Source organism: Klebsiella grimontii, assembly GCF_900200035.1.
Classification (GTDB): Bacteria; Pseudomonadota; Gammaproteobacteria; order Enterobacterales; family Enterobacteriaceae; genus Klebsiella; species Klebsiella grimontii.
The window spans coordinates 56,464-77,435 of the sequence record NZ_FZTC01000003.1; the positions used below are offsets into that span (position 1 = coordinate 56,464).

Genomic DNA, 20,972 nt, shown 5'->3' on the forward strand with positions numbered 1-20,972 from the left:
ATGCTGTACGGCAATCTTATGCGAGGGTTCTATGGCACGCTTTCTTATCTGCAGTTTTGCGCTGGTTCTGCTTTATCCATCCGGTATTGATATGTATCTGGTCGGCCTGCCGCGCATTGCGCAGGATCTGGGGGCCAGTGAAGCGCAGCTGCACATCGCCTTCTCGGTTTATCTGGCCGGGATGGCCGCAGCCATGCTGTTTGCTGGCCGTATCGCCGACAAGTCAGGCCGTAAGCCGGTGGCGATTTTCGGCGCCGTTGTTTTCATACTCGCCTCCCTTATCTGCTCGCAGGCGCAGGTCAGCGCCCACTTCCTGACGGGGCGTTTTATTCAGGGGATTGGCGCGGGCAGCTGCTACGTCGTCGCCTTTGCGGTGCTGCGCGATACCCTCGACGATCGCCGCCGGGCGAAGGTGCTTTCCCTTCTTAACGGCATCACCTGCATTATTCCGGTGCTGGCACCGGTACTCGGCCACCTGATTATGCTGAAATACCCCTGGCAGAGCCTGTTCTATACCATGACCGGCATGGGCATTCTGGTGGGGCTGCTGTCGATATTTATCTTGCGGGAAACGCGTCCAACATCCGTTCCGCAGGCGGCGCAGCAAAATGTCGCCCCCGAATCGCTGCTTAACCGCTTTTTCCTCAGCCGAACGATCGTGACCACCCTCAGCGTGACGGCGATTCTGACCTACGTTAACGTCTCCCCGGTGCTGATGATGGAAGTGATGGGCTTCGATCGCGGGACTTATTCCATGGCGATGGCGCTCATGGCGCTAGTGAGCATGGTGGTGTCGTTCTCGACGCCGTTTGCTCTGACGCTCTTTAAGCCCCGCACCCTGATGCTGACCTCGCAGGTGCTCTTCTTTATCGCGGGCGCGCTGCTGAGCTTTGCCACCAGCCAGACGATAACGATGCTAGGGCTGGGGCTGATTTGCGCCGGGTTCTCAGCCGGCTTTGGCGTGGCGATGAGCCAGGCCCTGGGGCCATTTACCCTGCGCGCTGGCGTGGCGAGTTCAGTTTTGGGGATTGCTCAGGTTTGCGGCTCTTCACTGTGGATTTGGCTGGCGGCTATCATCGGGCTCAGCGCGATGAATATGCTGATCGGGATACTTATTGCCTGTAGCATAGTGAGTATTGTTCTGATTATGGTCGCCTCTCCGGCGCGGGCCGCGCAACGCTATGAAAAAACCCCTGTCGAGTCTCGATCTTAACTTACTGCTGTGCCTGCAGCTCTTAACCCAGGAGCTCAGCGTTACCCGCACGGCGAAGCGGATGAACGTTTCGCCGTCGGCGGTGAGCAAGTCGCTGGCTAAACTGCGCGCCTGGTTTGACGATCCGCTATTTGTCAAAACGCCTCTGGGGCTGTCGCCCACGCCGCTGATGAGCAGTATGGAGCAGGATCTGGCGGACTGGATGCAGATGGGTAATCAGATCCTCGACAAGCCCCATCACACCATGCCAAGCGGGCTAAAGTTTGAGCTGGCGGCGGAGTCGCCCCTGCTGATGATCCTGCTGAACTCGCTTTCACAGCGGATCTACCAACGCTATCCGCAGGCGCTGATCCGCCTGCGCAACTGGGATTACGATTCGCTGGATGCCATTATTCGCGGCGAAGTCGACATCGGTTTTTGCGGCCGGGAAACCCATCCTCGCTCCCGTGAACAGCTCAGCCTGCTGCCCTGGTATATCGATTTTGAAATCCTGTTTACCGATCTACCGCAGGTATGGCTGCGCGCCGATCATCCCGCGCTGAACGATGAGTGGAGTCTGGACGCTTTTTTACGCTATCCGCATATCAATATCTGTTGGGAACAAAGCGATACCTGGGCGCTGGATGATGTTCTGCATGACCTGGGGCATAAACGCACCGTGGCGTTGACCGTTCCGGGCTTTGAACAGTCGCTGTTTATGGCGGCCCAGCCCCATCATACGATGTTGGCCACCGCCCCGCGCTATTGCCAGCGCTACAATCAGCAGCATCATCTGCCGCTGGTCTCACTGCCGCTGCCGCTGGAACCGTCGCAGCTGGAGAAAATACGCGTCCCCTTTACCCTCCTGTGGCATAAGCGCAACAGCTACAACCCGAAGATCGTCTGGCTGCGAGAAACGCTGAGACAGCTCTACACTGAACCGCTATAGCGCTGGGTTAGCCCGCCTTGCGCAATAAATTGTAAAATTCATGCAATTTCTCTTTTCAACGGGTGATTTCCGCATTAAAACCTGACAATTCTGAGCGATAATATAATTCGCAATTTCTATCATTGACCATTAATCACGGAGCGACGAATGGCAACGCATTTTGCAAGAGGGATACTTAACACCCGAGAACCGTTATCAACACGCCTGTCAGCGGCCTGCCATCAATCCGCCAGGCGCCTGCCTGAGTACCGACAAAGCCGCTATCGCGCATCCCGGTCACTCCTCGCAGAACTCCTCTTTATGCTGTACGGCATCAGCGAACTTCCCGAAATTATTGATGAAGAAAATGGAAAACCCGCTTTTCGCGACGAACATCTCCCGCATTTCTCCATCTCCTATGCTGGAAATATCGTCGGCGTCGCGTTAACCACCGAAGGCGATTGCGGCCTGGATATGGAATTACCGCACGCCTCCCGCGGTTTACACTCCCCGCACGACGCCGACCGCTACGTTTTTAACAGTAATGAGCGTGTATGGATTAGCAATCAGCACGATCCTGACGAAGCTCGCGCTCAGCTTGACGCGCTGCGCAAAAGCGTCATGAAACTGACCGGCGAAACCGCCGTTAACCTACAGCTTCTTCCGGGCTCCGGGCGGTTACGCACAAGCGGGACGCAGGCAATCGAAGCCGTGTGCGACGCCGAAACGGTGCTGGTCTGGTCTATCGCCGCCAGCCCGGATATCGGTCAACTGAAAGTCTGGGAATATAATGGTAACGAGGGCTGGCGCAGCCTGCCTGACGCTCAGGCCCGTGCTAAAGAACCGTCCGCCCGGCTGATGCGCTTCACCAGTTTACCGGTAGAAAAAGCCTTCTCCCTCAACTGACCGGTTTTCCCGGCCATCATGATGCAAAGGAGCAATCATGTCTGATACGTTGAAAGTTGTTACGTTACTCGGAAGTCTGCGCAAAGGCTCTTTTAATGCCATGGTCGCGCGTACCCTCCCCGGCATCGCGCCCGCAGGTATGGCGGTTTCCGCGTTACCGTCCATTGGCGATATTCCACTCTATGATGCCGATGTCCAGCAGGAAGAGGGATTCCCACAAAGCGTTCAGGATATCGCGCAGCAAATTCGCGAGGCCGACGGTGTGGTCATCGTGACGCCGGAATATAACTATTCGGTTCCCGGCGGCCTGAAAAACGCCATCGACTGGCTATCTCGTCTGCCGGAACAGCCGCTGGCCGGTAAGCCGGTACTGATTCAAACCAGTTCGATGGGGGCTATTGGCGGCGCGCGCTGTCAGTACCATCTGCGCCAGATTCTGGTATTCCTCGACGCAATGGTGATGAATAAGCCCGAATTTATGGGCGGCGTGATTCAGAACAAAGTGGATCCGCAGGAGGGGAAAGTCGTCGATCAGAGCACGCTCGATCATCTGAGCGGGCAGCTTAGCGCTTTTGCCGAGTATATTCAGCGGGTTAAGGCCTGACAGACGCCGTCACGCTCGCCAGAACGGGCGAGCGTGACGGCGCAGGTATTAATGCGCGTCGATAAACACAATCTTCAGCACGAACAGCAGCGAAACCACAATCACGCACGGACTGAGGTCGCGCAGGCGGCCGGTACCAATCTTCATCACGCAGTAAGAGATAAAGCCTAAGGCAATACCTTCCGTAATGGAGAAGCTGAACGGCATCATCACGGCGGTAATAAACGCAGGCACTGATTCGGTTAAATCATCCCACTTCACGCGCGCCAGGCTGGAGGTCATCAGGACGCCAACGTAAATCAGCGCACCGGCTGCGGCGTAGGCCGGAACCATACCCGCCAGCGGCGACAGGAAAATCACCAGCAGGAACAAGAGCCCAACGACCACGGCGGTTAAGCCGGTACGGCCGCCCACGGAAACGCCCGAGGACGATTCAATATAGGCGGTTACGGAAGAGGTGCCGATAAAGGAGCCGGCAACGGACGATACGCTATCGACAAACAGCGCCTGCTTCATACGCGGGAACTTGCCCTGCGCATCGGCCAGACCGGCTTTATCGGTCACGCCGATCAGCGTGCCGGAGGAGTCGAACAGGTTCACCAGCATAAACGAGAAGATCACGCCCGCCAGGCCGAGATTCAGCGAGCCCGCCAGGTCAACATGACCAATCACCGTAGTCACGCTCGGCGGCATGGAAACGATGCCCGTGTAGTGAACGTCACCCAGCATCCAGCCCAGCAGCGTGGTAACCACGATAGAAACCAGCACCGCGGCGTGAATATTGCGGGAAGCCAGAATCGCGATAATGAAGAAGCCAAGGATACCCAACAGCACGCTGTGGGACGTCAGGTTGCCGATGCTCACCAGGGTTTCCGGATTGGCGACGATCACGCCGGCGTTTTTCAGGCCCATCATACCGATAAACAGGCCGATACCGCTGGTGATGCCGATGCGCAGGCTAACCGGAATATTGGCAATCATCCAGTAGCGTACGCGGAAAATCGTCAGCAGCAGCAGGCCAACCGCGCCCCAGAAAATAGCGCCCATCCCCACCTGCCATGGCAGGCCCATTGCCTGTACCACAACAAACGCAAAAAAGGCGTTCAGGCCCATTGCCGGCGCCAGCGCCACCGGGAGGTTAGCGAATAGCCCCATCATAATGCTGCCGAATGCGGCGATCAGACAGGTTGTGACGAAAACGGCGCTGGTATCCATACCCGCCACGCCGAGAATCTGTGGGTTAACAAAAACGATGTACACCATTGTCAGAAAAGTGGTGAAACCTGCAATCGCTTCGGTGCGGGCCGTGGTGCCGTGTTCACGCAATTTGAACACGCGCTCCAGCAGACCCTGGCCAGATGACTGGCTGGTTTGTTGTTGACTCATTATCGGTTTCCGAACAAAGGAGGGAAAATTCGTCGCTATCCTATACCAAAATGCGACAATAGGGGCGGTTGTGAGATACTTTTTTTCATTGATTTTGCTTATACGGCAACGATTGCGTCTCACCAATCAGCATGACGAAAACGTTAACTTATTAAAATGGAAACGACATGACCCAACCAGAAGCAGTATTTTTCGACTGTGACGGCACGCTGGTCGACAGCGAGGTGATCTGCTCCCGCGCCTACGTTCACATGTTCAGGGAATTCGGCATTACGCTGGATTTAGAAGAGATTTTTAAGCGCTTCAAAGGCGTAAAGCTGTACGAGATTATCGATACCATTAACGCGGAGTACGGCGTTAATCTGGATAAGGCGACCCTTGAGCCGGTTTACCGCGATGAAGTCGCGCGCCTGTTTGATACTGAACTGGAAGTCATTTCTGGCGCACAGGCGCTGCTGGACGCGGTCAACGTGCCGATGTGCGTGGTCTCCAACGGCCCGGTCAGCAAAATGCAGCACTCTCTCGGTAAAACAGGTATGCTGCGCCATTTCCCCGAGCGTCTGTATAGCGGCTACGATATCCAGCGCTGGAAGCCCGATCCGGCACTGATGCTGCATGCTGCAAAAGCGATGAATGTTAACGTAGAGAACTGCATTCTGGTCGACGACTCCAGCGCAGGCGCGCAGTCGGGGATCGCGGCAGGCATGGAGGTGTTCTACTTCTGCGCCGATCCGCACAACAAGCCCATCGACCATCCGAAAGTGACGACGTTTACCCGTCTGGAAGCGCTGCCGGAACTGTGGAAAGCGCGCGGCTGGCATATTACCCGATAAAAAGCCGCAGCGTAGCGCAACCCCGGAGCGACCCGCCTGCGCTACGCTGAGAAGGACTGCGCTTTAGTCAATTCCGCAGCCGCTGCTTTATCAGCCACAATCACCAGGGAAGGATGCAGTTTCAGCACCGAAGCCGGAACCCGCTCGCTGACTTCGCCTTCAATCACCTGCTTTAGCGCCTGCGCTTTTGCCGCTCCGCTGACGATCAGCAGCAAATTTTTCGCCGCCATAACGCTTTTCGGCCCCATCGTGACGTAGCTATCCGGCACCGCGGAGAAGTCGCCGTCCATTTCGCCATGCGCGACGAGATCCACCAAATCCCCGACGATAGGGACTTTCACCGTCGCATCGTGGAACCGCGTGGTATTCGGTAAGTTACCGCAAAAATGGCCGTCAGCGCCGAGACCCATCACCACCAGATCCAGGCCCCCCTCCTCCTGTAACCGCTGGTCGTGATGGATAAAGTTTGCATGGCTAAGCTTGTGGATATTCTCTTCCGGGATCTGAGCGGGAGTGAAAAACAGGCTGCGCAGATTGGAAATGGTCACCCCTTCGCGATCCTGTCCGCGGAACGGGATCTCATCAAAATTGTAATAATGGGCCTGAGAATAGAAGGACTTGCCTTTAATCGCTGCCGTCAGATGTTCATACATTTTCTTCGGCGTACTGCCTGCCGTTACCGCCAGATTCATCCTCCGCGGCGCGGTGATGTAGCCTAAAACATGATGGCTGGCGACCAGGCTCATCTCGGCATAATCTTCCGTCACGATTAACTTCATGTTATCTCCCTGAATATAATGAAGACAGGGAGCCAGGGATCTGGCTCCTTGATTTTATTTGAACAGCTTCTGCACGAACTCGGCGTAGGCTGGGCGCCAGACGTCCATTTCGTGGTTCAGGCCCGGAAACTCGTGGTAGTCAAATTTGATGTTCTGCTTCTCCAGCTCCGCTTTCAGTCCGGCGATATCTTTACCGGTGACCGCGTCTTTCTCACCCACGACGACGGTGAAATTACGCAGCTGCTTATTGATCGCCTGCGGGTTTTTTAGCTGCGCCTCGACGCCGGCATCCGGCACCGTGGTTGTCGTTACGCCGCTGAAGGTCGCCAGCCAGCCGAAGCTCTCCAGATGGTTCATTCCCGAGACCAGCGCCTGATAACCGCCCTGCGACAGCCCGGCAAGCGCCCGGCCATCCGCGTCTTTCCGCACATTAAAGCGGGCATCAATCAGCGGAATAATATCGTTCATCAGCTCTTTATCCGCCGCTTTCGCATTCAGTGGATAGAAGGTTTTACGCCGTTCCTGCGGCGGGAAGTTTTCCGCAACCGCTTCAGGAATATCGGTTTCGGTATCCGGCACCACCACCAGCATGGGCTTGATTTTGCCTTCCGCCAACAGGTTATCCATGATTTGCGGGATACGCCCCTGATCGATGGCCGACAGGCCGCTGTCGCCAAAACCGTGATAGAAATAGAGCACCGGCAACGGCTCGCCGGTACCGGTATAGCCCGGCGGCGTCCACACGTAGGCACGGCGTTCAGAATTCAGCGCCTTTGAGTGGTAGGTCAAGGTGCGTAGTTCCCCATGAGCCACCGCGCGATCGTCAAGAATGCTGCCGGGTACCAGAATCAGGCTGGTATTCACCTGACGCTGGGGTTTCTGATAGCGGCTACCGGTATCGACTGAACGGAATCCGTCGACATCAAAATAGTATTCGTAGAGGTTGGGCGCCAGAGCTTCACTTTTCCATGTCCAGATCCCCTGTTCATCTTTGGCCATATCGTGGGAGACGAAGGTGTCCGGCGTTGCCCCCGTCACCACGGATACCCGTTTTGCGTCCGGGGCAAACAGGCGGAAGGTAATACTCTTATCGCCGTTAACCTGTGTAATATACTGGCTGACCGGGATCGCCGCGCTCGGCGTGGCCGGAAACGGCGCAGCATGAGCGGTAAACGCTGCGCCCGCCAGCGCCAGAGCGAAGTAAATAGCATGTCGTTTCATCGTTATTCCTCTTTAGAATTTTGTCCTGGCCATTGCCAGCCTTACCACCAGATTTCAGCCTGGGCGCCAACGGCAAACTGATCGTTCTTACCATCTTCAAAAATGCTGCTGGTGTTGCTGTTAGCGGCCTTATCCAGGTCGATATCCTTCGCTTTAATATAAGTCGCATAGAAACGAATTTCCGGGCGTGAGGTCAGCATACTGGTATTCACTTTAAAGGTATGGAAGAGGGTGGTTTTGTAACCGGATTCGTTATATTTCTTGCCGGTGATATCTTTGTTCTGCTGTTTGAAATAGCCCAGTTCGACGCCGGTCTGGTTATATTTATCCCAGATCCAGGCCGGACGAACGACGGCGCGAATAGATTCGAAATCGGAGTGCGCGCCAGTCTCGTAGCTGTAGATATCATTACCAAAGGAGTAAACGATGGCGTCAGCCATAATGATGTTATCACTCAGATAGGTTTCCCCCTGGGAGGTCAAACGAACGGCGGTGCCGTTGGTATGATCGCCATAGTATCTGCCGTTAAAGGTGGTATACGGACTGGATCCCGCATAGCGCGAGAAGCTACTGGCGATAGAGTTGTTCGCCAGCAGGAATGAAAACTCGTTAAACCCGCCGTTATCGAATTTCTGCGTTAACGACGTTCCCGCCATCCAGGTATCTTTCCATTCATAATACCCATTATTACCTTCATTATATTTTTCTGATGAGCTCTGATTTGCCGCGACATAGCGGCCGGTCACCATTAATGAGGCTTTATCCCAGAGAGGGATTTCTTTATAGCGGATATCAATGGTATTGGTGTTAAGTTGCTGGCTTTTGGTCAACGTACGGTTGTAATCATCAACGTCCTCGCGTACCAGCGCAATATCAAACTTACCCGCGCCCACCTTCCAGTTTTCAAGGCCAACGCCTGCTGCGGCATCGGTTCTCTGCGTTTTCCAGTCCAGCATCTGGATTTCAATTTTCGGCGCGCCGTGCTTGCCGACCCAGAAATCCGCTTCCGGCGCAAACGGCAGGAAACCTTTGGTATTGACGTACATATCAGAGAACTGCATATAGTTCTCGCCGCCAGCGTTATCCCCGAACCAGCCGCTGGAATACTGCTGCCCGACGTTACCGTCTAACATCACGATCGCATCAACACGCTTATTGCCTTCCTGATAGACCCGCTGCTTAAGCTGTAAATCAAACCAGCCAGAGTATTCGTTACCAAAGCGGCCAAGCGAACCAATCGCCCACGATTTTGGCGATCCATGAGAAGCGGTTCCCCAACCGGAACGGTAATAGCCGTTATAGCTGAAGCCAATTTCATCCTTCACGAACTGACTGAAATCCTTCATCGTCATGGAGCTATAGATAGACTCGCCGTTAGCCGCGGGTTGTTCATTTTTCACCAGTACCGCCGCCGGTTTTTGGGCGGCGCTGGTCGGCGCTGGCGAGCTTACGGCCTGCCGAGCCGCGCTCGTTTTATTTCCGCCCGGCTGCGTATTGGCGACCCAGATTTGATTTCTGGCTTTCTCTTCATCTTTATATTTTTTAAGTTCGGACTGCGTATCCTTAAGCGCCTTTTCCAGAAGCTCAAGGCGCTGTTCAACCGTCAACGATGCCGCCATAGCATGGGAGGAATAAGCGATCGGTGCCATAATAATAATGGCAGATGTAATCAGATTTCTTTTAAACATAAGGTCCCTTTATATAAAATGAGTGCAGCTGAATATCGTGAAAAATAACGACCAGCGCGAAGGCATGGTTTATCCTCAGACATTTTTTCATCGCATAAAAAAACCTGAAGAAAACTCCCTGCATAAAACAGAGGCGATTTTCTTCAGGTTTTGCCCGCACGGCGGTAACAACCCCATTCATCTACTGCGGGTGGATTATTTGGCAAAAAAAAACCTGACATCACCAGATTAAAGGTGATGTCAGGTTTTGCCTGCTTACGCAGTAACAATCCGCCGTTTCCATTCGGGCCTTGTAACGACAAGTCACCCGATTGATAAACCGTATTGTTACGCTATAAAAATAAAACCACAATTAGTGAAATTGTTATTTGTGACGACAATCGCACCGTTATTGTTAATGAAAAAATAACTTAAACATATATCATAACTAATTCTGATATATCCTTTTATCAGAATTAGTTTCTGTGATTTATTACTCTTTGGGATCTTTTCCCGCCAGCAGTTTATCCAGCTCGTCACCGCCAACGTGACGGAAATCCTGACCTTTGACGAAGTAGAAAATATATTCGCAGATATTCTGGCAACGATCGCCGATACGCTCAATCGAGCGGGCGCAGAACAGCGCGGTCAACACGCTTGGAATAGTGCGCGAATCTTCCATCATATAGGTCATCAACTGACGTACGATGCCTTCATATTCCTGGTCAACTTTCTTATCTTCGCGATAAATACGCACGGCTTCATCAAGGTCCATACGCGCAAAGGCATCCAGTACATCGTGCAGCATCTGCACGGTATGGCGCCCCAGCGATTCCAGGCTTACCAGCAGCGGCTGATGCTGCTGGGAGAATTTTTCCAGCGCGGTGCGGCAGATTTTATCCGCGACGTCGCCGATACGTTCCAGCTCGGCGATGGTTTTGATAATCGCCATCACCAGGCGCAGGTCGCTGGCGGTTGGCTGACGCTTGGCGATGATGCGTACACAGGCTTCATCGATCGCGACTTCCATCATATTGACCTGCTTATCGCCGTCGATAACGCGCTTCGCCAGCTCGCTGTCCTGGTTATGCATCGCGGTGATCGCATCAGAAAGCTGCTGTTCCACCAGCCCACCCATGGTCATGACCTGGGTGCGGATGTACTCCAGTTCGGCGTTGAACTGGCCGGAAATATGTTTGTTAAGATTTAGGTTATCCATAGTATCTCCTGATTGCCCAATAGGTTAGAGCCTGAAAGCAGAAGGGCAATCAACCGTAGCGGCCAGTAATGTAATCTTCAGTTTGCTTCTTAGCGGGCTTGGTAAACAGATCGTCCGTGTTGCTGAATTCAATCAGCTCGCCAAGATACATAAATGCCGTATGGTCGGAACAACGCGCGGCCTGCTGCATGTTGTGGGTCACGATAACGACGGTGTAATCCTGTTTCAGTTCGGTAATCAGCTCTTCAATACGCCCGGTAGAGATCGGGTCCAGCGCCGAGCAGGGCTCATCCAGCAGTAAGACTTCCGGACGAATAGCGATACCGCGCGCGATGCACAGACGCTGCTGCTGACCACCGGAGAGAGAATATCCGCTCTGATGCAGTTTATCTTTGGTTTCATTCCACAATGCGGCTTTGGTCAAAGCCCACTGCACTCGCTCGTCCATATCCGCGCGGGAGAGTTTCTCAAACAGGCGTACGCCAAAGGCAATGTTGTCATAAATCGACATCGGGAACGGCGTCGGCTTCTGGAACACCATCCCCACTTTGGCGCGCAGCAGGGCGATATCCTGGGTGTTGGTGAGAATATTATCGCCATCCAGCAGAATTTCGCCTTCCGCGCGCTGCTCCGGGTACAGCTCAAACATTTTGTTGAACGTACGCAGCAGCGTGGATTTACCGCAGCCTGACGGACCGATAAACGCCGTAACCTGGTTTTTGGTGATATCCAGGTTGATGTTTTTCAGGGCATGGAATTTTCCGTAGTAGAAGTTCAGATTACGTACTGAAAGTTTACCCGGGGTCGTATTCACCATACTCATCTCGTTCTCTTCCTCATTCGGCGCCGCGTTTCGTCGCGCCGCAAAAATTAACCGTGTTTATTCTTCGCGAAAATAACGCGCGCCAGAATGTTCAGCAGCAATACGCACAGGGTGATAATCAAGACCCCGGCCCATGCCAGTTGCTGCCACTCCGCAAACGGACTCATGGCAAATTTGAAAATCGTTACCGGCAGGTTAGCGATCGGCTGCATCATATCGGTGCTCCAGAACTGATTGGAGAGCGCGGTAAACAGCAGCGGCGCCGTTTCCCCGGCGATACGGGCGATGGCCAGCAGGATACCGGTCATAATGCCCGATACCGATGCCTTCAGGGTGATCGCAGAAATCATGCGCCACTTCGGCGTACCCAGCGCATAAGCCGCCTCGCGCAGGCTGTCCGGAACCAGCTTCAGCATGTTTTCAGTGGTACGAATAACGATAGGCACCTGCAGCAGCGCCAGCGCAATCACGCCCGCCCAGCCGGAAAAGTGCTGCATTTGCGCAACGACGATGGTGTACACAAACAGACCGACGACAATCGACGGCGCGGAAAGCAGGATATCGTTAATAAACCGAATCACTTCCGCCAGCCAGGATTTACGGCCATATTCCGCCAGATAAATCCCCGCCAGAATGCCCAGAGGGGTACCGATAACCGTCGACCACAGAATCAACAATCCGCTACCTGCCAGGGCGTTTGCCAGACCGCCGCCCGCCGTATTTGGCGGCGGGGTCATTTCGGTAAACAGCGCCAGGCTCATGCCGTCGATGCCGCGGGTAACGGTGGACATCAGGATCCAGATAAGCCAGAACAGGCCAAACGCCATGGTCGCCATCGATAGCGTCAGGGCGAGGCGGTTTTTCATGCGGCGTTTTGCCTGCATTTTGCGGCGAGACTCCGCCAGCTCCGCGGTGGTTTGTAGTTCAATCGTCGCCATTAGCGTGCCCCCTCGTTCTTAGCCAGACGCATAATCATAAACTTCGATGCGGCAAGAACAATAAAGGTAATAACGAAGAGAATCAGGCCCAGCTCCATCAATGCGGCAACGTGCAGCCCGGTTTCCGCCTCGGCAAACTCATTGGCCAGCGCGGAGGTGATGCTGTTGCCTGGCATATATAATGAAACGCTATCAAGCTGGTAGGTGTTGCCGATAATAAAGGTCACCGCCATGGTTTCCCCCAGCGCGCGCCCCAGTCCGAGCATCACTCCGCCGATAACGCCGTTTTTGGTAAAGGGCAGAACGATACGCCAGATAACTTCCCACGTTGTACAGCCGATACCGTATGCCGACTCTTTCATCATCACCGGCGTCTGTTCAAAGACGTCACGCATAACGGCCGCGATATAAGGGATGATCATGATGGCCAGAATCACGCCTGCCGCCAGAATACCGATACCAAATGCCGGGCCCGCAAAGAGCGCGCCAACGAACGGAATGGTCGAGAGAACGTTGCCAACTGGCTCCTGGAAGTAGGTCGCAAACAGCGGGGCGAAAATAAACAGACCCCACATGCCGTATACGATACTGGGAATCGCGGCCAGCAGCTCAATGGCGATACCCAGCGGGCGCTTGAGCCAGGCGGGTGACAGTTCGGTCAAAAACAGCGCGATACCGAAGCTCACCGGCACGGCGATCAGCAGCGCGATAAATGAGGTGACCAGCGTTCCGTAAATAGGCACCAGGGCACCGAAAATCTGGTTCGGCGCATCCCACTCTTTGGTCCACAGAAAGGCGAAGCCGAATTTCTCAATGCTTGGCCAGGACGAGATGATAAGGGAGACGATGATGCCGCCAAGCATCAATAGCACAATCAGCGCCGCCAGTTTTACCAGCACGCTGAAAATTATGTCACCCTTTTTCCCCGGAGGGTTAAATGCCGGCTTGGTTGCAGCCATAAGTTACTCTTCAGTTTCGGGCCAGAAAAAAACGTAGTTTACTGATCTTTCTGACAAAGGTAATGCCATACCCTAAATAATTCGAGCTGCAGGCAAGCGCTGCCAACGCGCCTGTAGCTCGAAGTATGACGGGTATTAGTACAGCGCTTTACCGCTGCTATCCTTGACGTTGGTCTTCCATGCCGCGCGAACCTGCTCAACCACGCTTTCCGGCAGGGTTGCATAATCCAGCGCGTTAGCCTCTTTACCGCCGTTTTTATACGCCCAGTCGAAGAACTTCAGCACTTCAGCGGTCTGCTCTGGCTTGTTGGAAGCCTTGTGAACCAGAATGAAGGTGGTCGAGGTAATCGGCCATGCGTTGTCGCCTTTCTGGTTAGTCAGATCCTGTGCAAAGGATTTGCTCCAGTCGATTTCTTTCGCCGCGTTAGCGAAGTTATCTTCAGTCGGGCTCACCGGCTTGCCATCGGCGGACAGCAGTTTGGTGTAAGCGAGGTTATTCTGTTTTGCGTAGGCATATTCGACGTAGCCGATAGAACCCGGCAGACGCTGAACAAACGCGGCGATGCCGTCGTTGCCCTTACCGCCCAGTCCGGTCGGCCAGTTTACGGTTGAACCCGCGCCGATTTTAGATTTCCACTCTTCATTCACCTTCGCCAGATAGCTGGTGAAAACGAAGGAAGTACCGGAACCATCGGCACGACGAACAACGGCGATATTCTGAGAAGGCAGCTTCATGCCCGGGTTGAGCTTAGCAATCGCTGCATCATCCCATTTTTTGATTTTGCCAAGGTAGATATCACCCAGCGTTTTACCATCAAGCACCAGCTCGCCGGATTTCACGCCAGGCAGGTTAATCGCCAGCACCACGCCGCCGATAACGGTCGGGAACTGGAACAGACCTTCCTGAGCCAGTTTATCGTCAGCCAGAGGGGCATCAGAAGCGCCAAAGTCTACGGTGTTGGCCGTAATTTGTTTTACGCCGCCAGAGGAGCCGATACCCTGGTAATTAACTTTATTACCCGTTTCTTTGTTATAGGTATCTGCCCACTTGGCATACACCGGCGCGGGGAAAGTTGCGCCTGCGCCAGTCAGGCTTGCTGCTGCAAAAACAGAGAAAGCGCTCATCGATAAGGTCGCGGCGACAACTGTTGCGACGGTGGTACGCATAACGTTCATAATGTCTCCTGCTGGATTCGTAAACCATTGTTTCGAAGCTATGGTGAGCAAAATAGGACAAACAGGTGACAGTAAAATGTACGAATTATTACAGTTTTATGACAGGCGAAAAGGCGGGATTTCACGCTAAATAAAAACAATACAAATCATATTGTTAATAAAGATAATGAGGAAAAGATTGCCGAAAAATTTTATTTTTATGACGGCAAAAAAGCGTCTCAAAAATGACAGACTGTCATAAAGCGGGTGGGATCTCGCCGTTCGCCGCAAATAAAAAGGGCTGCCGGACGGCAGCCCTGTCACGATGTAAAAACCGTTATTCCACGGTAACCGATTTCGCCAGGTTACGCGGCTGGTCAACGTCAGTCCCTTTGATCAGCGCGACGTGATACGCCAGCAGCTGCAGCGGTACGGTGTAGAAGATTGGCGCGATAACCTCTTCAACGTGCGGCATCTCGATGATGTGCATATTGTCGCTGCTGGTGAAACCCGCATCGCCGTCAGCAAAGACGTACAGCTGGCCGCCGCGGGCGCGAACTTCTTCAATGTTGGATTTCAGTTTTTCCAGCAGTTCGTTGTTCGGCGCCACCACCACTACCGGCATCTCAGCGTCAATCAGCGCCAGCGGACCATGCTTCAGCTCACCGGCAGCATAGGCTTCTGCGTGAATATAGGAGATCTCTTTCAGCTTCAGCGCCCCTTCGAGGGCGATGGGATACTGATCGCCGCGTCCAAGGAACAGCGCGTGGTGTTTGTCAGAGAAATTCTCAGCCAGCGCTTCGATACGCTTATCCTGCGAAAGCACCTGCTCAATGCGGCTCGGCAGCGCCTGCAGGCCATGCACGATCTCGTGTTCGATAGCGGCGTCCTGGCCTTTGAGGCGCGCCAGTTTCGCCACCAGCATCAGCAGAACGGTCAGCTGCGTAGTGAAGGCTTTGGTCGAGGCGACGCCGATTTCCGTTCCGGCGTTGGTCATCATCGCCAGATCGGATTCACGCACCAGAGAGGAACCAGGCACATTACAAATCGCCAGCGAGCCCAGATAGCCCAGCTCTTTCGACAGGCGCAGACCGGCCAGCGTATCTGCCGTTTCGCCTGACTGAGAGAGGGTGATCATCAGGCTGTTGCGACGCACGGCCGATTTGCGGTAGCGGAACTCGGAGGCAATTTCGACATCGCACGGTACCCCTGCCAGCGACTCAAACCAGTAGCGGGAAACCATACCTGAGTTATAGGAGGTGCCGCAGGCGATGATCTGAATATGCTCAACCTGCGACAGCAGCTCGTTAGCCTGCGGGCCCAGCTCGCTTAAATCAACCTCACCATGGCTAATACGCCCGGAAAGGGTATTTTTGATAGCGTTCGGCTGCTCGTAGATCTCTTTTTGCATGTAGTGGCGATAGATACCTTTATCGCCCGCATCGTACTGCAGATTGGATTCGATGTCCGGGCGCTGCACTTCGGCGCCGGATTTATCAAAGATAGTCACCGAACGGCGGGTAACCTCAGCAATATCGCCCTCTTCGAGGAAGATAAAGCGGCGGGTAACCGGCAGCAGCGCCAGCTGATCGGAGGCAATGAAGTTTTCCCCCATCCCCAGGCCAATGACCAGCGGGCTGCCTGAACGAGCGGCCAGCAGCGTACCCGGATCGCGGGTATCCATGATCACGGTGCCGTAAGCGCCACGCAGCTGCGGGATGGTTCGCAGAACGGCTTCACGCAGGGTGCCGCCTTGTTCCAGCTCCCAGTGAACGAGATGCGCAATCACTTCCGTGTCAGTCTCGGAGACAAAAACGTAGCCTCGCGACTGCAACAGCTCGCGCAGCGGCTCATGGTTTTCGATGATCCCGTTATGCACCACCACAATATGGTCAGAAACATGCGGATGCGCGTTACCTTCAGACGGTTCGCCGTGCGTCGCCCAGCGGGTATGGGCAATCCCGGTACCGCCGTGCAACGGATGTTCTTCCAGTGCCTGGGCCAGCATCTGTACTTTCCCAAGGCGACGAACGCGGTTCATATGACCTTCGTTATCGACGACTGCCAGACCGGCAGAGTCGTAACCGCGGTATTCCAGACGACGTAAACCTTCGAGAAGGATTTCAGCAATATCACGCTGCGCGACTGCGCCAACAATTCCACACATAGTTTTTCATTCCGATTTTGGCTGTATGCCATACGTTGTCGGTCAACCTGTTTACCCGAATTTCGGGCGCCCCGAGCCTTGTAGAGAGTGGGGTTATTTTTATGGGTACTGCCGTGGGGGGAGGATTATGTTATCCCCTCACCCCGCTCTTTCTCCCCGAAAGGGCGAAAGAGAAATAGCGTTACTTTTTCTTCACCGGGCGCTGCCAGCCCTGTTTATGGACCTGCGGCACGCGGCTTAACACTAATTCATTATCGGCAACGTCACGCGTTACCGTTGTTCCTGCGGCAATGGTGACGCCATTGCCGACGGTCACCGGCGCGACCAGCTGGCTGTCAGAGCCAACAAACACGTCATCGCCAATCACCGTTTTGTGCTTATTTGCGCCATCATAGTTACAGGTGATGGTGCCCGCGCCGATATTGACGTTATCGCCAATCTCGGCGTCTCCGAGATAGGAGAGATGCCCGGCTTTTGTGCCTTTACCCAAGCGCGCCTTTTTAATTTCGACAAAGTTGCCAACGTGCGCGCCTTCCAGAAGCTCAGCGCCTGGGCGCAGCCGCGCGAACGGTCCAATGGTACAGGCGGCTTCCAGATGCGCATCCTCCACCACGGTATAGGGGCTAATCTCGCAATCATCACCAATGGTGCTGTTCTTGATGACGCAGCCAGCGCCGATCTTGACCCGATCCCCCAGCACCACGTCACCTTCGAGGATAACGTTAGTATCAATTTCGACATCGCGCCCGTGTTTCAGCACGCCGCGCAGATCAAAACGCGCCGGATCGCGCAGCATAACGCCCGCGAGCAGCAGCTTTTCAGCCTGTTCAGACTGCCAGACGCGTTCAAGGCGGGAGAGCTGCAGGCGGTTATTCACGCCTTCCACTTCGCTTAACCGTCGCGGATGTACAGCGGTAATTTCACGACCTTCTTGATAGGCCATGGCGATAATGTCGGTGATGTAGTATTCGCCCTGAACGTTGTTGTTGGTGAGCTTAGCCAGCCAGCGTTTAAGATCCGCCCCGTTGGCGACCAGAATCCCGGTATTAATTTCCTGAATCCGGCGCTGCTCTTCGCTGGCGTCTTTATGCTCAACAATACCCGTCACCGCGCCGTTATCGCGCGTAATGCGGCCATAGCCGGTCGGATCGTCCAGCTTCACCGTCAACAGGCCGATACCGCCCTGCGGTTTCGCGTCCCGCAGGCGCTGTAATGTTTCGACGGAAATAAGCGGCACGTCGCCGTACAGCATCAGGATATCTTCATCGTCGCTGAAGAACGGCGCCGCCTGCTGCATAGCGTGGCCGGTACCAAGCTGTTCGGCCTGTAGAACCCAGTTAAGATTGTCTTCGCGCAGCGTCTGGCGAAGCAGGTCGCCGCCGTGCCCGTACACCAGATGTACGGCGGATGCCCCTAATTCTTTAGCCGCATCAATAACATGCTGCACCATCGGCTTTCCGGCCAGCGAATGCAACACCTTAGGAAGATCGGAATACATGCGGGTACCTTTGCCTGCGGCAAGAATAACCACGCTCATCGGACTGTTTGACATACGCATCCTGACTGCTGTTAGAACGAAAAGTAAAAGCCTTTCACGTTGAAATATCTACATATTTTTCATCATGAAACGAGACGAAGATAAAACGCACAAGCGTAACGCTATACACCATTTTAGGTGGGTATTTTTAGCCAGCGCAAACCCGTTTAGCGCAAAAAAAGCATTTTAACGGGGAGGGATACCGGCTATCCCTCTGCTTTTGCTGTTTTTTTGATGGAAAAATAAAGAAAATCCATAAAGTAAAACGCGGTTTTAATATTCATTAATTGTGACGCAATAAATAGAAACACCATTTCATTTTCCTGATAATGCCGGTTAATAATTACCCAGGAGAAAAAAATGAAAAACAAAATACCTTTGGCATTAACCCTTTGCAGTACGATGATCGCGCTACCGCTGCAGGCCAACGAAGGCCATCAGTGGCGGGCAATCGCCTTTGGGCAATCCACCGACAGTAACTTTTCCTCGAACGTGTTGCCGGAAAAAATTGGCGTCAATGATGTCACCATTGCCGGGAAAAAGCTGACGCAGCAGGATTCCGCCGATCTCAGCCAGCCCATTACCATCGAGAGCCGGGGAGGTAAAATTGCCAACTCCCACGACGGACTGACCTTCTTTTACACCGAGCTGCCAACCAATAAGAATTTTATCCTGCAGGCTACGGTGACCGTCGATCAGTTTGGACCGGAAAATGGCGCGCGTCCGGCGGCGCAGGAAGGCGCGGGACTGCTGGTCCGCGACGTCATTGGCAACCCGCGCCAACAGCCTCTCAAGGTCGGCTACGAAGAGTTCCCGGCGGCATCCAATATGGTGATGAACGCCATTATGACCCAGGATAAAAAAGATGGCTCGCATATCAAGCTGCAGGCTATTAGCCGGGAAGGGATAACCCAACCGTGGGGCAATGCGGGCGCTGCAATCAAGCGTCAAAGTTACAAAGAGAAAATCGATATCCAGCAAACCCCGACGTTTCAGCTTAAGCTGGAACGCACTAACGACGGATTTATTACCTCATGGGCGGCAACGGGCAGTAATGAATGGGTAAGCCAGCGGGTTCCTCACGCCGATCTGATTGCTCAGCAGGATAAAGAACATTACTACGTCGGTTTCTTCGCCTCACGTAACGCCAAAATCACCGTCAGCAATGCTTCCCTGACGACCTCCGCGGCAAATACGGTTCCCTCCGCCCCGTATGTTGCCAAAAGCTGGCCGCCGGTCATGCAAATTGCCTCGGGGACAAAAAGCCAGAGCAAAGAGTATCTCCTGCAGGCGCGCACGAATAGTGACGGGCGCATCACCGTGCGTCAGGATGAAGTGGTGATCGGGCAGGATAAAGCCGTGAAGGCCGGAGAGATGTATACCCAGCCTGCCGTTCTGAAAGATAAAAGCACATTCGAAATTAGCTTCACTCCAGCCACCGGCGCAAACACGCTGACCCAAACGCTGACGGTTGAACAGAGCGCCAATGTGACAGGCAATACGCTGTACGCCGCGCCGGATGGGCTGTCGCAGGCTAAAGGGACGACGGACTCGCCGCTGGATTTAGCCACCGCTGTCGACCTCGTTCCCCCTGGCGGGCAAATTGTATTAGCCGCCGGTGATTATCCGCAAACAACCATCCCGGTTAGCGCCAGCGGCCTGAAAGACAAAGTCAAAACCCTGAAAGCCGACGGAAAAGCCGTGATTCACGGGCTCCTGCTGGATGCCAGCTACTGGCATATCAATGGAGTAGACATTACGGACAAGAGCCTGCGCGTACAGGGTAGCCATAACCTGATCGAGAACGTCACCGCGTATCGGAACGATGATACCGGCATTCAAATTTCCTCTCCGGCGGATGTCGGACGCCCGCTGTGGGCCAGCCATAACCGGGTGGTGAATTCTGAATCCTTTAATAACGAAGATCCGGGTAAAATTAACGCCGATGGCTTTGCGGTGAAAATGCGCGTAGGGGAGGGTAACCGGCTGGAGGGCTGTTACTCACACGATAATATCGACGACGGCTTCGATCTGTTCAATAAAATTGAGGACGGCGCTAACGGCGTTGTGGTAATCGAGAACTCCATTGCCCGCAATAATACCAGCAACGGCTTTAAGCTCGGTGGGGAAGGGCAGCCGGTCGCCCACGAGGTACGCAACAGCATCGCCATCGGCAATCATCTGGACGGTTTTACCGACAACTTCAATCCTGGCAAGCTGGTAGTGGTCAATAACGTCGCGGTGGATAACCAGCGCTTTAACTATCTATTCCGCCCAAGCCCGTATGGCGCACCGGAAACGCAGGGTACCTTCAGCGATAACCTTTCTCTGCGCAGCCAGCCGGGGAAATATGACGATGCCGTTATCGGGAACATTGATGATAGCAACTACTTTATCCACGGTGGCCGAAGCATCAACGCCCAGGGAAAGAGCATTCACAGCGCCGACTATCAGACTCTGACGCTGCCGGATCCGCTGACGCGTGAGGCCGACGGCAGCTTTAACACCGGTAACTTCCTTAGCCGCAATTAACCAGGGACACGCTAAAAACATAAAGGTCGCCCTCGGGCGACCTTTTTACTTCCTTTCCTGCTTCACACCGCATGTGTTGTCGTTTTAGTTAGCGGTACAGCGCATAAGCAGTCTGGAGAGCGGACT

Annotated in this window: 18 protein-coding genes; 7 read left to right on the forward strand and 11 right to left on the reverse strand. The window is 54.1% G+C overall.

The features are described 5' to 3' along the window. Positions 1-31 precede the first annotated feature (31 nt). The 4 genes from KOSB73_RS01155 to KOSB73_RS01170 all read left to right on the forward strand — a co-directional run bounded on the left by KOSB73_RS01155 (position 32) and on the right by KOSB73_RS01170 (position 3,630). Positions 32-1,213, forward strand: coding sequence for an MFS transporter (locus KOSB73_RS01155; protein ID WP_024360542.1), 1,182 nt, complete (start codon positions 32-34; stop codon positions 1,211-1,213). Continuing rightward, entirely contained in the window at positions 1,182-2,141 is a 960-nt protein-coding gene (yidZ, locus tag KOSB73_RS01160; protein ID WP_004871844.1) for an HTH-type transcriptional regulator YidZ, read from the forward strand. Before KOSB73_RS01155 ends, yidZ begins: the two co-directional genes overlap by 32 nt. Positions 2,142-2,288: 147 nt before the next feature. After that, positions 2,289-3,026, forward strand: coding sequence for a 4'-phosphopantetheinyl transferase family protein (locus KOSB73_RS01165; RefSeq protein WP_024360541.1), 738 nt, complete (start codon positions 2,289-2,291; stop codon positions 3,024-3,026). A 37-nt stretch (positions 3,027-3,063) separates the two neighbouring features. Next, positions 3,064-3,630 carry an NADPH-dependent FMN reductase gene (locus KOSB73_RS01170; protein WP_004855733.1) on the forward strand — a complete coding sequence of 189 codons (567 nt, stop codon included), beginning with the start codon at positions 3,064-3,066 and terminating at the stop codon, positions 3,628-3,630. 48 nt (positions 3,631-3,678) lie between these two features. Here the strand turns inward: KOSB73_RS01170 and adeP are convergent, their stop codons facing one another. Then, positions 3,679-5,016 carry an adenine permease AdeP gene (gene adeP / locus KOSB73_RS01175; RefSeq protein ID WP_004127003.1) on the reverse strand — a complete coding sequence of 446 codons (1,338 nt, stop codon included), beginning with the start codon at positions 5,014-5,016 and terminating at the stop codon, positions 3,679-3,681. A 167-nt stretch (positions 5,017-5,183) separates the two neighbouring features. Here adeP and yieH point away from each other — a divergent pair, with 167 nt between their 5' ends. Further along, positions 5,184-5,849 carry a 6-phosphogluconate phosphatase gene (yieH, locus tag KOSB73_RS01180; protein ID WP_049087043.1) on the forward strand — a complete coding sequence of 222 codons (666 nt, stop codon included), beginning with the start codon at positions 5,184-5,186 and terminating at the stop codon, positions 5,847-5,849. A gap of 41 nt (positions 5,850-5,890) precedes the next feature. Here the strand turns inward: yieH and KOSB73_RS01185 are convergent, their stop codons facing one another. The 3 genes from KOSB73_RS01185 to KOSB73_RS01195 are packed head-to-tail and all read right to left on the reverse strand — an operon-like array spanning position 5,891 to position 9,537. Further along, complete coding sequence (locus KOSB73_RS01185; RefSeq protein ID WP_004871852.1) at positions 5,891-6,628, reverse strand: glucosamine-6-phosphate deaminase; 738 nt, start codon at positions 6,626-6,628, stop codon at positions 5,891-5,893. Between the two features lie 54 nt (positions 6,629-6,682). After that, on the reverse strand, positions 6,683-7,849 hold the full coding sequence (locus tag KOSB73_RS01190; protein WP_004871855.1) for an esterase: 1,167 nt from the start codon (positions 7,847-7,849) through the stop codon (positions 6,683-6,685). Between the two features lie 41 nt (positions 7,850-7,890). Then, on the reverse strand, positions 7,891-9,537 hold the full coding sequence (locus KOSB73_RS01195) for a carbohydrate porin (RefSeq protein ID WP_098140174.1): 1,647 nt from the start codon (positions 9,535-9,537) through the stop codon (positions 7,891-7,893). A gap of 37 nt (positions 9,538-9,574) precedes the next feature. Between KOSB73_RS01195 and KOSB73_RS01200 the strand changes: the two genes are divergently transcribed. Then, a complete protein-coding gene (locus KOSB73_RS01200) occupies positions 9,575-9,769 on the forward strand; it encodes a hypothetical protein (RefSeq protein ID WP_131930602.1) in 195 nt (64 codons plus the stop codon). Between the two features lie 240 nt (positions 9,770-10,009). Here the strand turns inward: KOSB73_RS01200 and phoU are convergent, their stop codons facing one another. The 7 genes from phoU to glmU all read right to left on the reverse strand — a co-directional run bounded on the left by phoU (position 10,010) and on the right by glmU (position 18,329). Further along, entirely contained in the window at positions 10,010-10,735 is a 726-nt protein-coding gene (gene phoU, locus KOSB73_RS01205; RefSeq protein WP_004107251.1) for a phosphate signaling complex protein PhoU, read from the reverse strand. Positions 10,736-10,784: 49 nt separating this feature from the next. Continuing rightward, a complete protein-coding gene (gene pstB / locus KOSB73_RS01210; RefSeq protein ID WP_004107254.1) occupies positions 10,785-11,558 on the reverse strand; it encodes a phosphate ABC transporter ATP-binding protein PstB in 774 nt (257 codons plus the stop codon). Positions 11,559-11,605: 47 nt separating this feature from the next. Next, complete coding sequence (gene pstA, locus KOSB73_RS01215) at positions 11,606-12,496, reverse strand: phosphate ABC transporter permease PstA (protein ID WP_004107257.1); 891 nt, start codon at positions 12,494-12,496, stop codon at positions 11,606-11,608. Beyond that, a complete protein-coding gene (gene pstC, locus KOSB73_RS01220; protein WP_004871867.1) occupies positions 12,496-13,455 on the reverse strand; it encodes a phosphate ABC transporter permease PstC in 960 nt (319 codons plus the stop codon). The genes pstA and pstC overlap by 1 nt, the downstream gene beginning before the upstream one ends. A 135-nt stretch (positions 13,456-13,590) precedes the next feature. Further along, positions 13,591-14,631 carry a phosphate ABC transporter substrate-binding protein PstS gene (gene pstS, locus KOSB73_RS01225; RefSeq protein ID WP_004127017.1) on the reverse strand — a complete coding sequence of 347 codons (1,041 nt, stop codon included), beginning with the start codon at positions 14,629-14,631 and terminating at the stop codon, positions 13,591-13,593. Between the two features lie 316 nt (positions 14,632-14,947). Beyond that, positions 14,948-16,777, reverse strand: coding sequence for a glutamine--fructose-6-phosphate transaminase (isomerizing) (gene glmS, locus KOSB73_RS01230; RefSeq protein ID WP_004871870.1), 1,830 nt, complete (start codon positions 16,775-16,777; stop codon positions 14,948-14,950). Between the two features lie 181 nt (positions 16,778-16,958). Continuing rightward, a complete protein-coding gene (gene glmU / locus KOSB73_RS01235) occupies positions 16,959-18,329 on the reverse strand; it encodes a bifunctional UDP-N-acetylglucosamine diphosphorylase/glucosamine-1-phosphate N-acetyltransferase GlmU (protein ID WP_049090283.1) in 1,371 nt (456 codons plus the stop codon). Positions 18,330-18,674: 345 nt separating this feature from the next. On the opposite strand from glmU, the gene KOSB73_RS01240 reads away from it, so the two are divergent. Further along, positions 18,675-20,846 carry a right-handed parallel beta-helix repeat-containing protein gene (locus tag KOSB73_RS01240; RefSeq protein ID WP_098140175.1) on the forward strand — a complete coding sequence of 724 codons (2,172 nt, stop codon included), beginning with the start codon at positions 18,675-18,677 and terminating at the stop codon, positions 20,844-20,846. Positions 20,847-20,972: the final 126 nt, after the last annotated feature.

Bases quoted from the DNA above. Each gene is read 5' to 3' on its own strand.
- pstA (WP_004107257.1), bottom strand. From the start codon at position 12,496: ATGGCGACGATTGAACTACAAACCACCGCGGAGCTGGCGGAGTCTCGC.
- adeP (WP_004127003.1), bottom strand. From the start codon at position 5,016: ATGAGTCAACAACAAACCAGCCAGTCATCTGGCCAGGGTCTGCTGGAG.
- glmS (WP_004871870.1), bottom strand. From the start codon at position 16,777: ATGTGTGGAATTGTTGGCGCAGTCGCGCAGCGTGATATTGCTGAAATC.
- KOSB73_RS01170 (WP_004855733.1), top strand. From the start codon at position 3,064: ATGTCTGATACGTTGAAAGTTGTTACGTTACTCGGAAGTCTGCGCAAA.
- pstC (WP_004871867.1), bottom strand. From the start codon at position 13,455: ATGGCTGCAACCAAGCCGGCATTTAACCCTCCGGGGAAAAAGGGTGAC.
- pstS (WP_004127017.1), bottom strand. From the start codon at position 14,631: ATGAACGTTATGCGTACCACCGTCGCAACAGTTGTCGCCGCGACCTTA.
- pstB (WP_004107254.1), bottom strand. From the start codon at position 11,558: ATGAGTATGGTGAATACGACCCCGGGTAAACTTTCAGTACGTAATCTG.
- KOSB73_RS01155 (WP_024360542.1), top strand. From the start codon at position 32: ATGGCACGCTTTCTTATCTGCAGTTTTGCGCTGGTTCTGCTTTATCCA.
- KOSB73_RS01185 (WP_004871852.1), bottom strand. From the start codon at position 6,628: ATGAAGTTAATCGTGACGGAAGATTATGCCGAGATGAGCCTGGTCGCC.
- KOSB73_RS01165 (WP_024360541.1), top strand. From the start codon at position 2,289: ATGGCAACGCATTTTGCAAGAGGGATACTTAACACCCGAGAACCGTTA.
- yidZ (WP_004871844.1), top strand. From the start codon at position 1,182: ATGAAAAAACCCCTGTCGAGTCTCGATCTTAACTTACTGCTGTGCCTG.
- KOSB73_RS01240 (WP_098140175.1), top strand. From the start codon at position 18,675: ATGAAAAACAAAATACCTTTGGCATTAACCCTTTGCAGTACGATGATC.
- KOSB73_RS01190 (WP_004871855.1), bottom strand. From the start codon at position 7,849: ATGAAACGACATGCTATTTACTTCGCTCTGGCGCTGGCGGGCGCAGCG.
- KOSB73_RS01195 (WP_098140174.1), bottom strand. From the start codon at position 9,537: ATGTTTAAAAGAAATCTGATTACATCTGCCATTATTATTATGGCACCG.
- yieH (WP_049087043.1), top strand. From the start codon at position 5,184: ATGACCCAACCAGAAGCAGTATTTTTCGACTGTGACGGCACGCTGGTC.
- phoU (WP_004107251.1), bottom strand. From the start codon at position 10,735: ATGGATAACCTAAATCTTAACAAACATATTTCCGGCCAGTTCAACGCC.
- glmU (WP_049090283.1), bottom strand. From the start codon at position 18,329: ATGTCAAACAGTCCGATGAGCGTGGTTATTCTTGCCGCAGGCAAAGGT.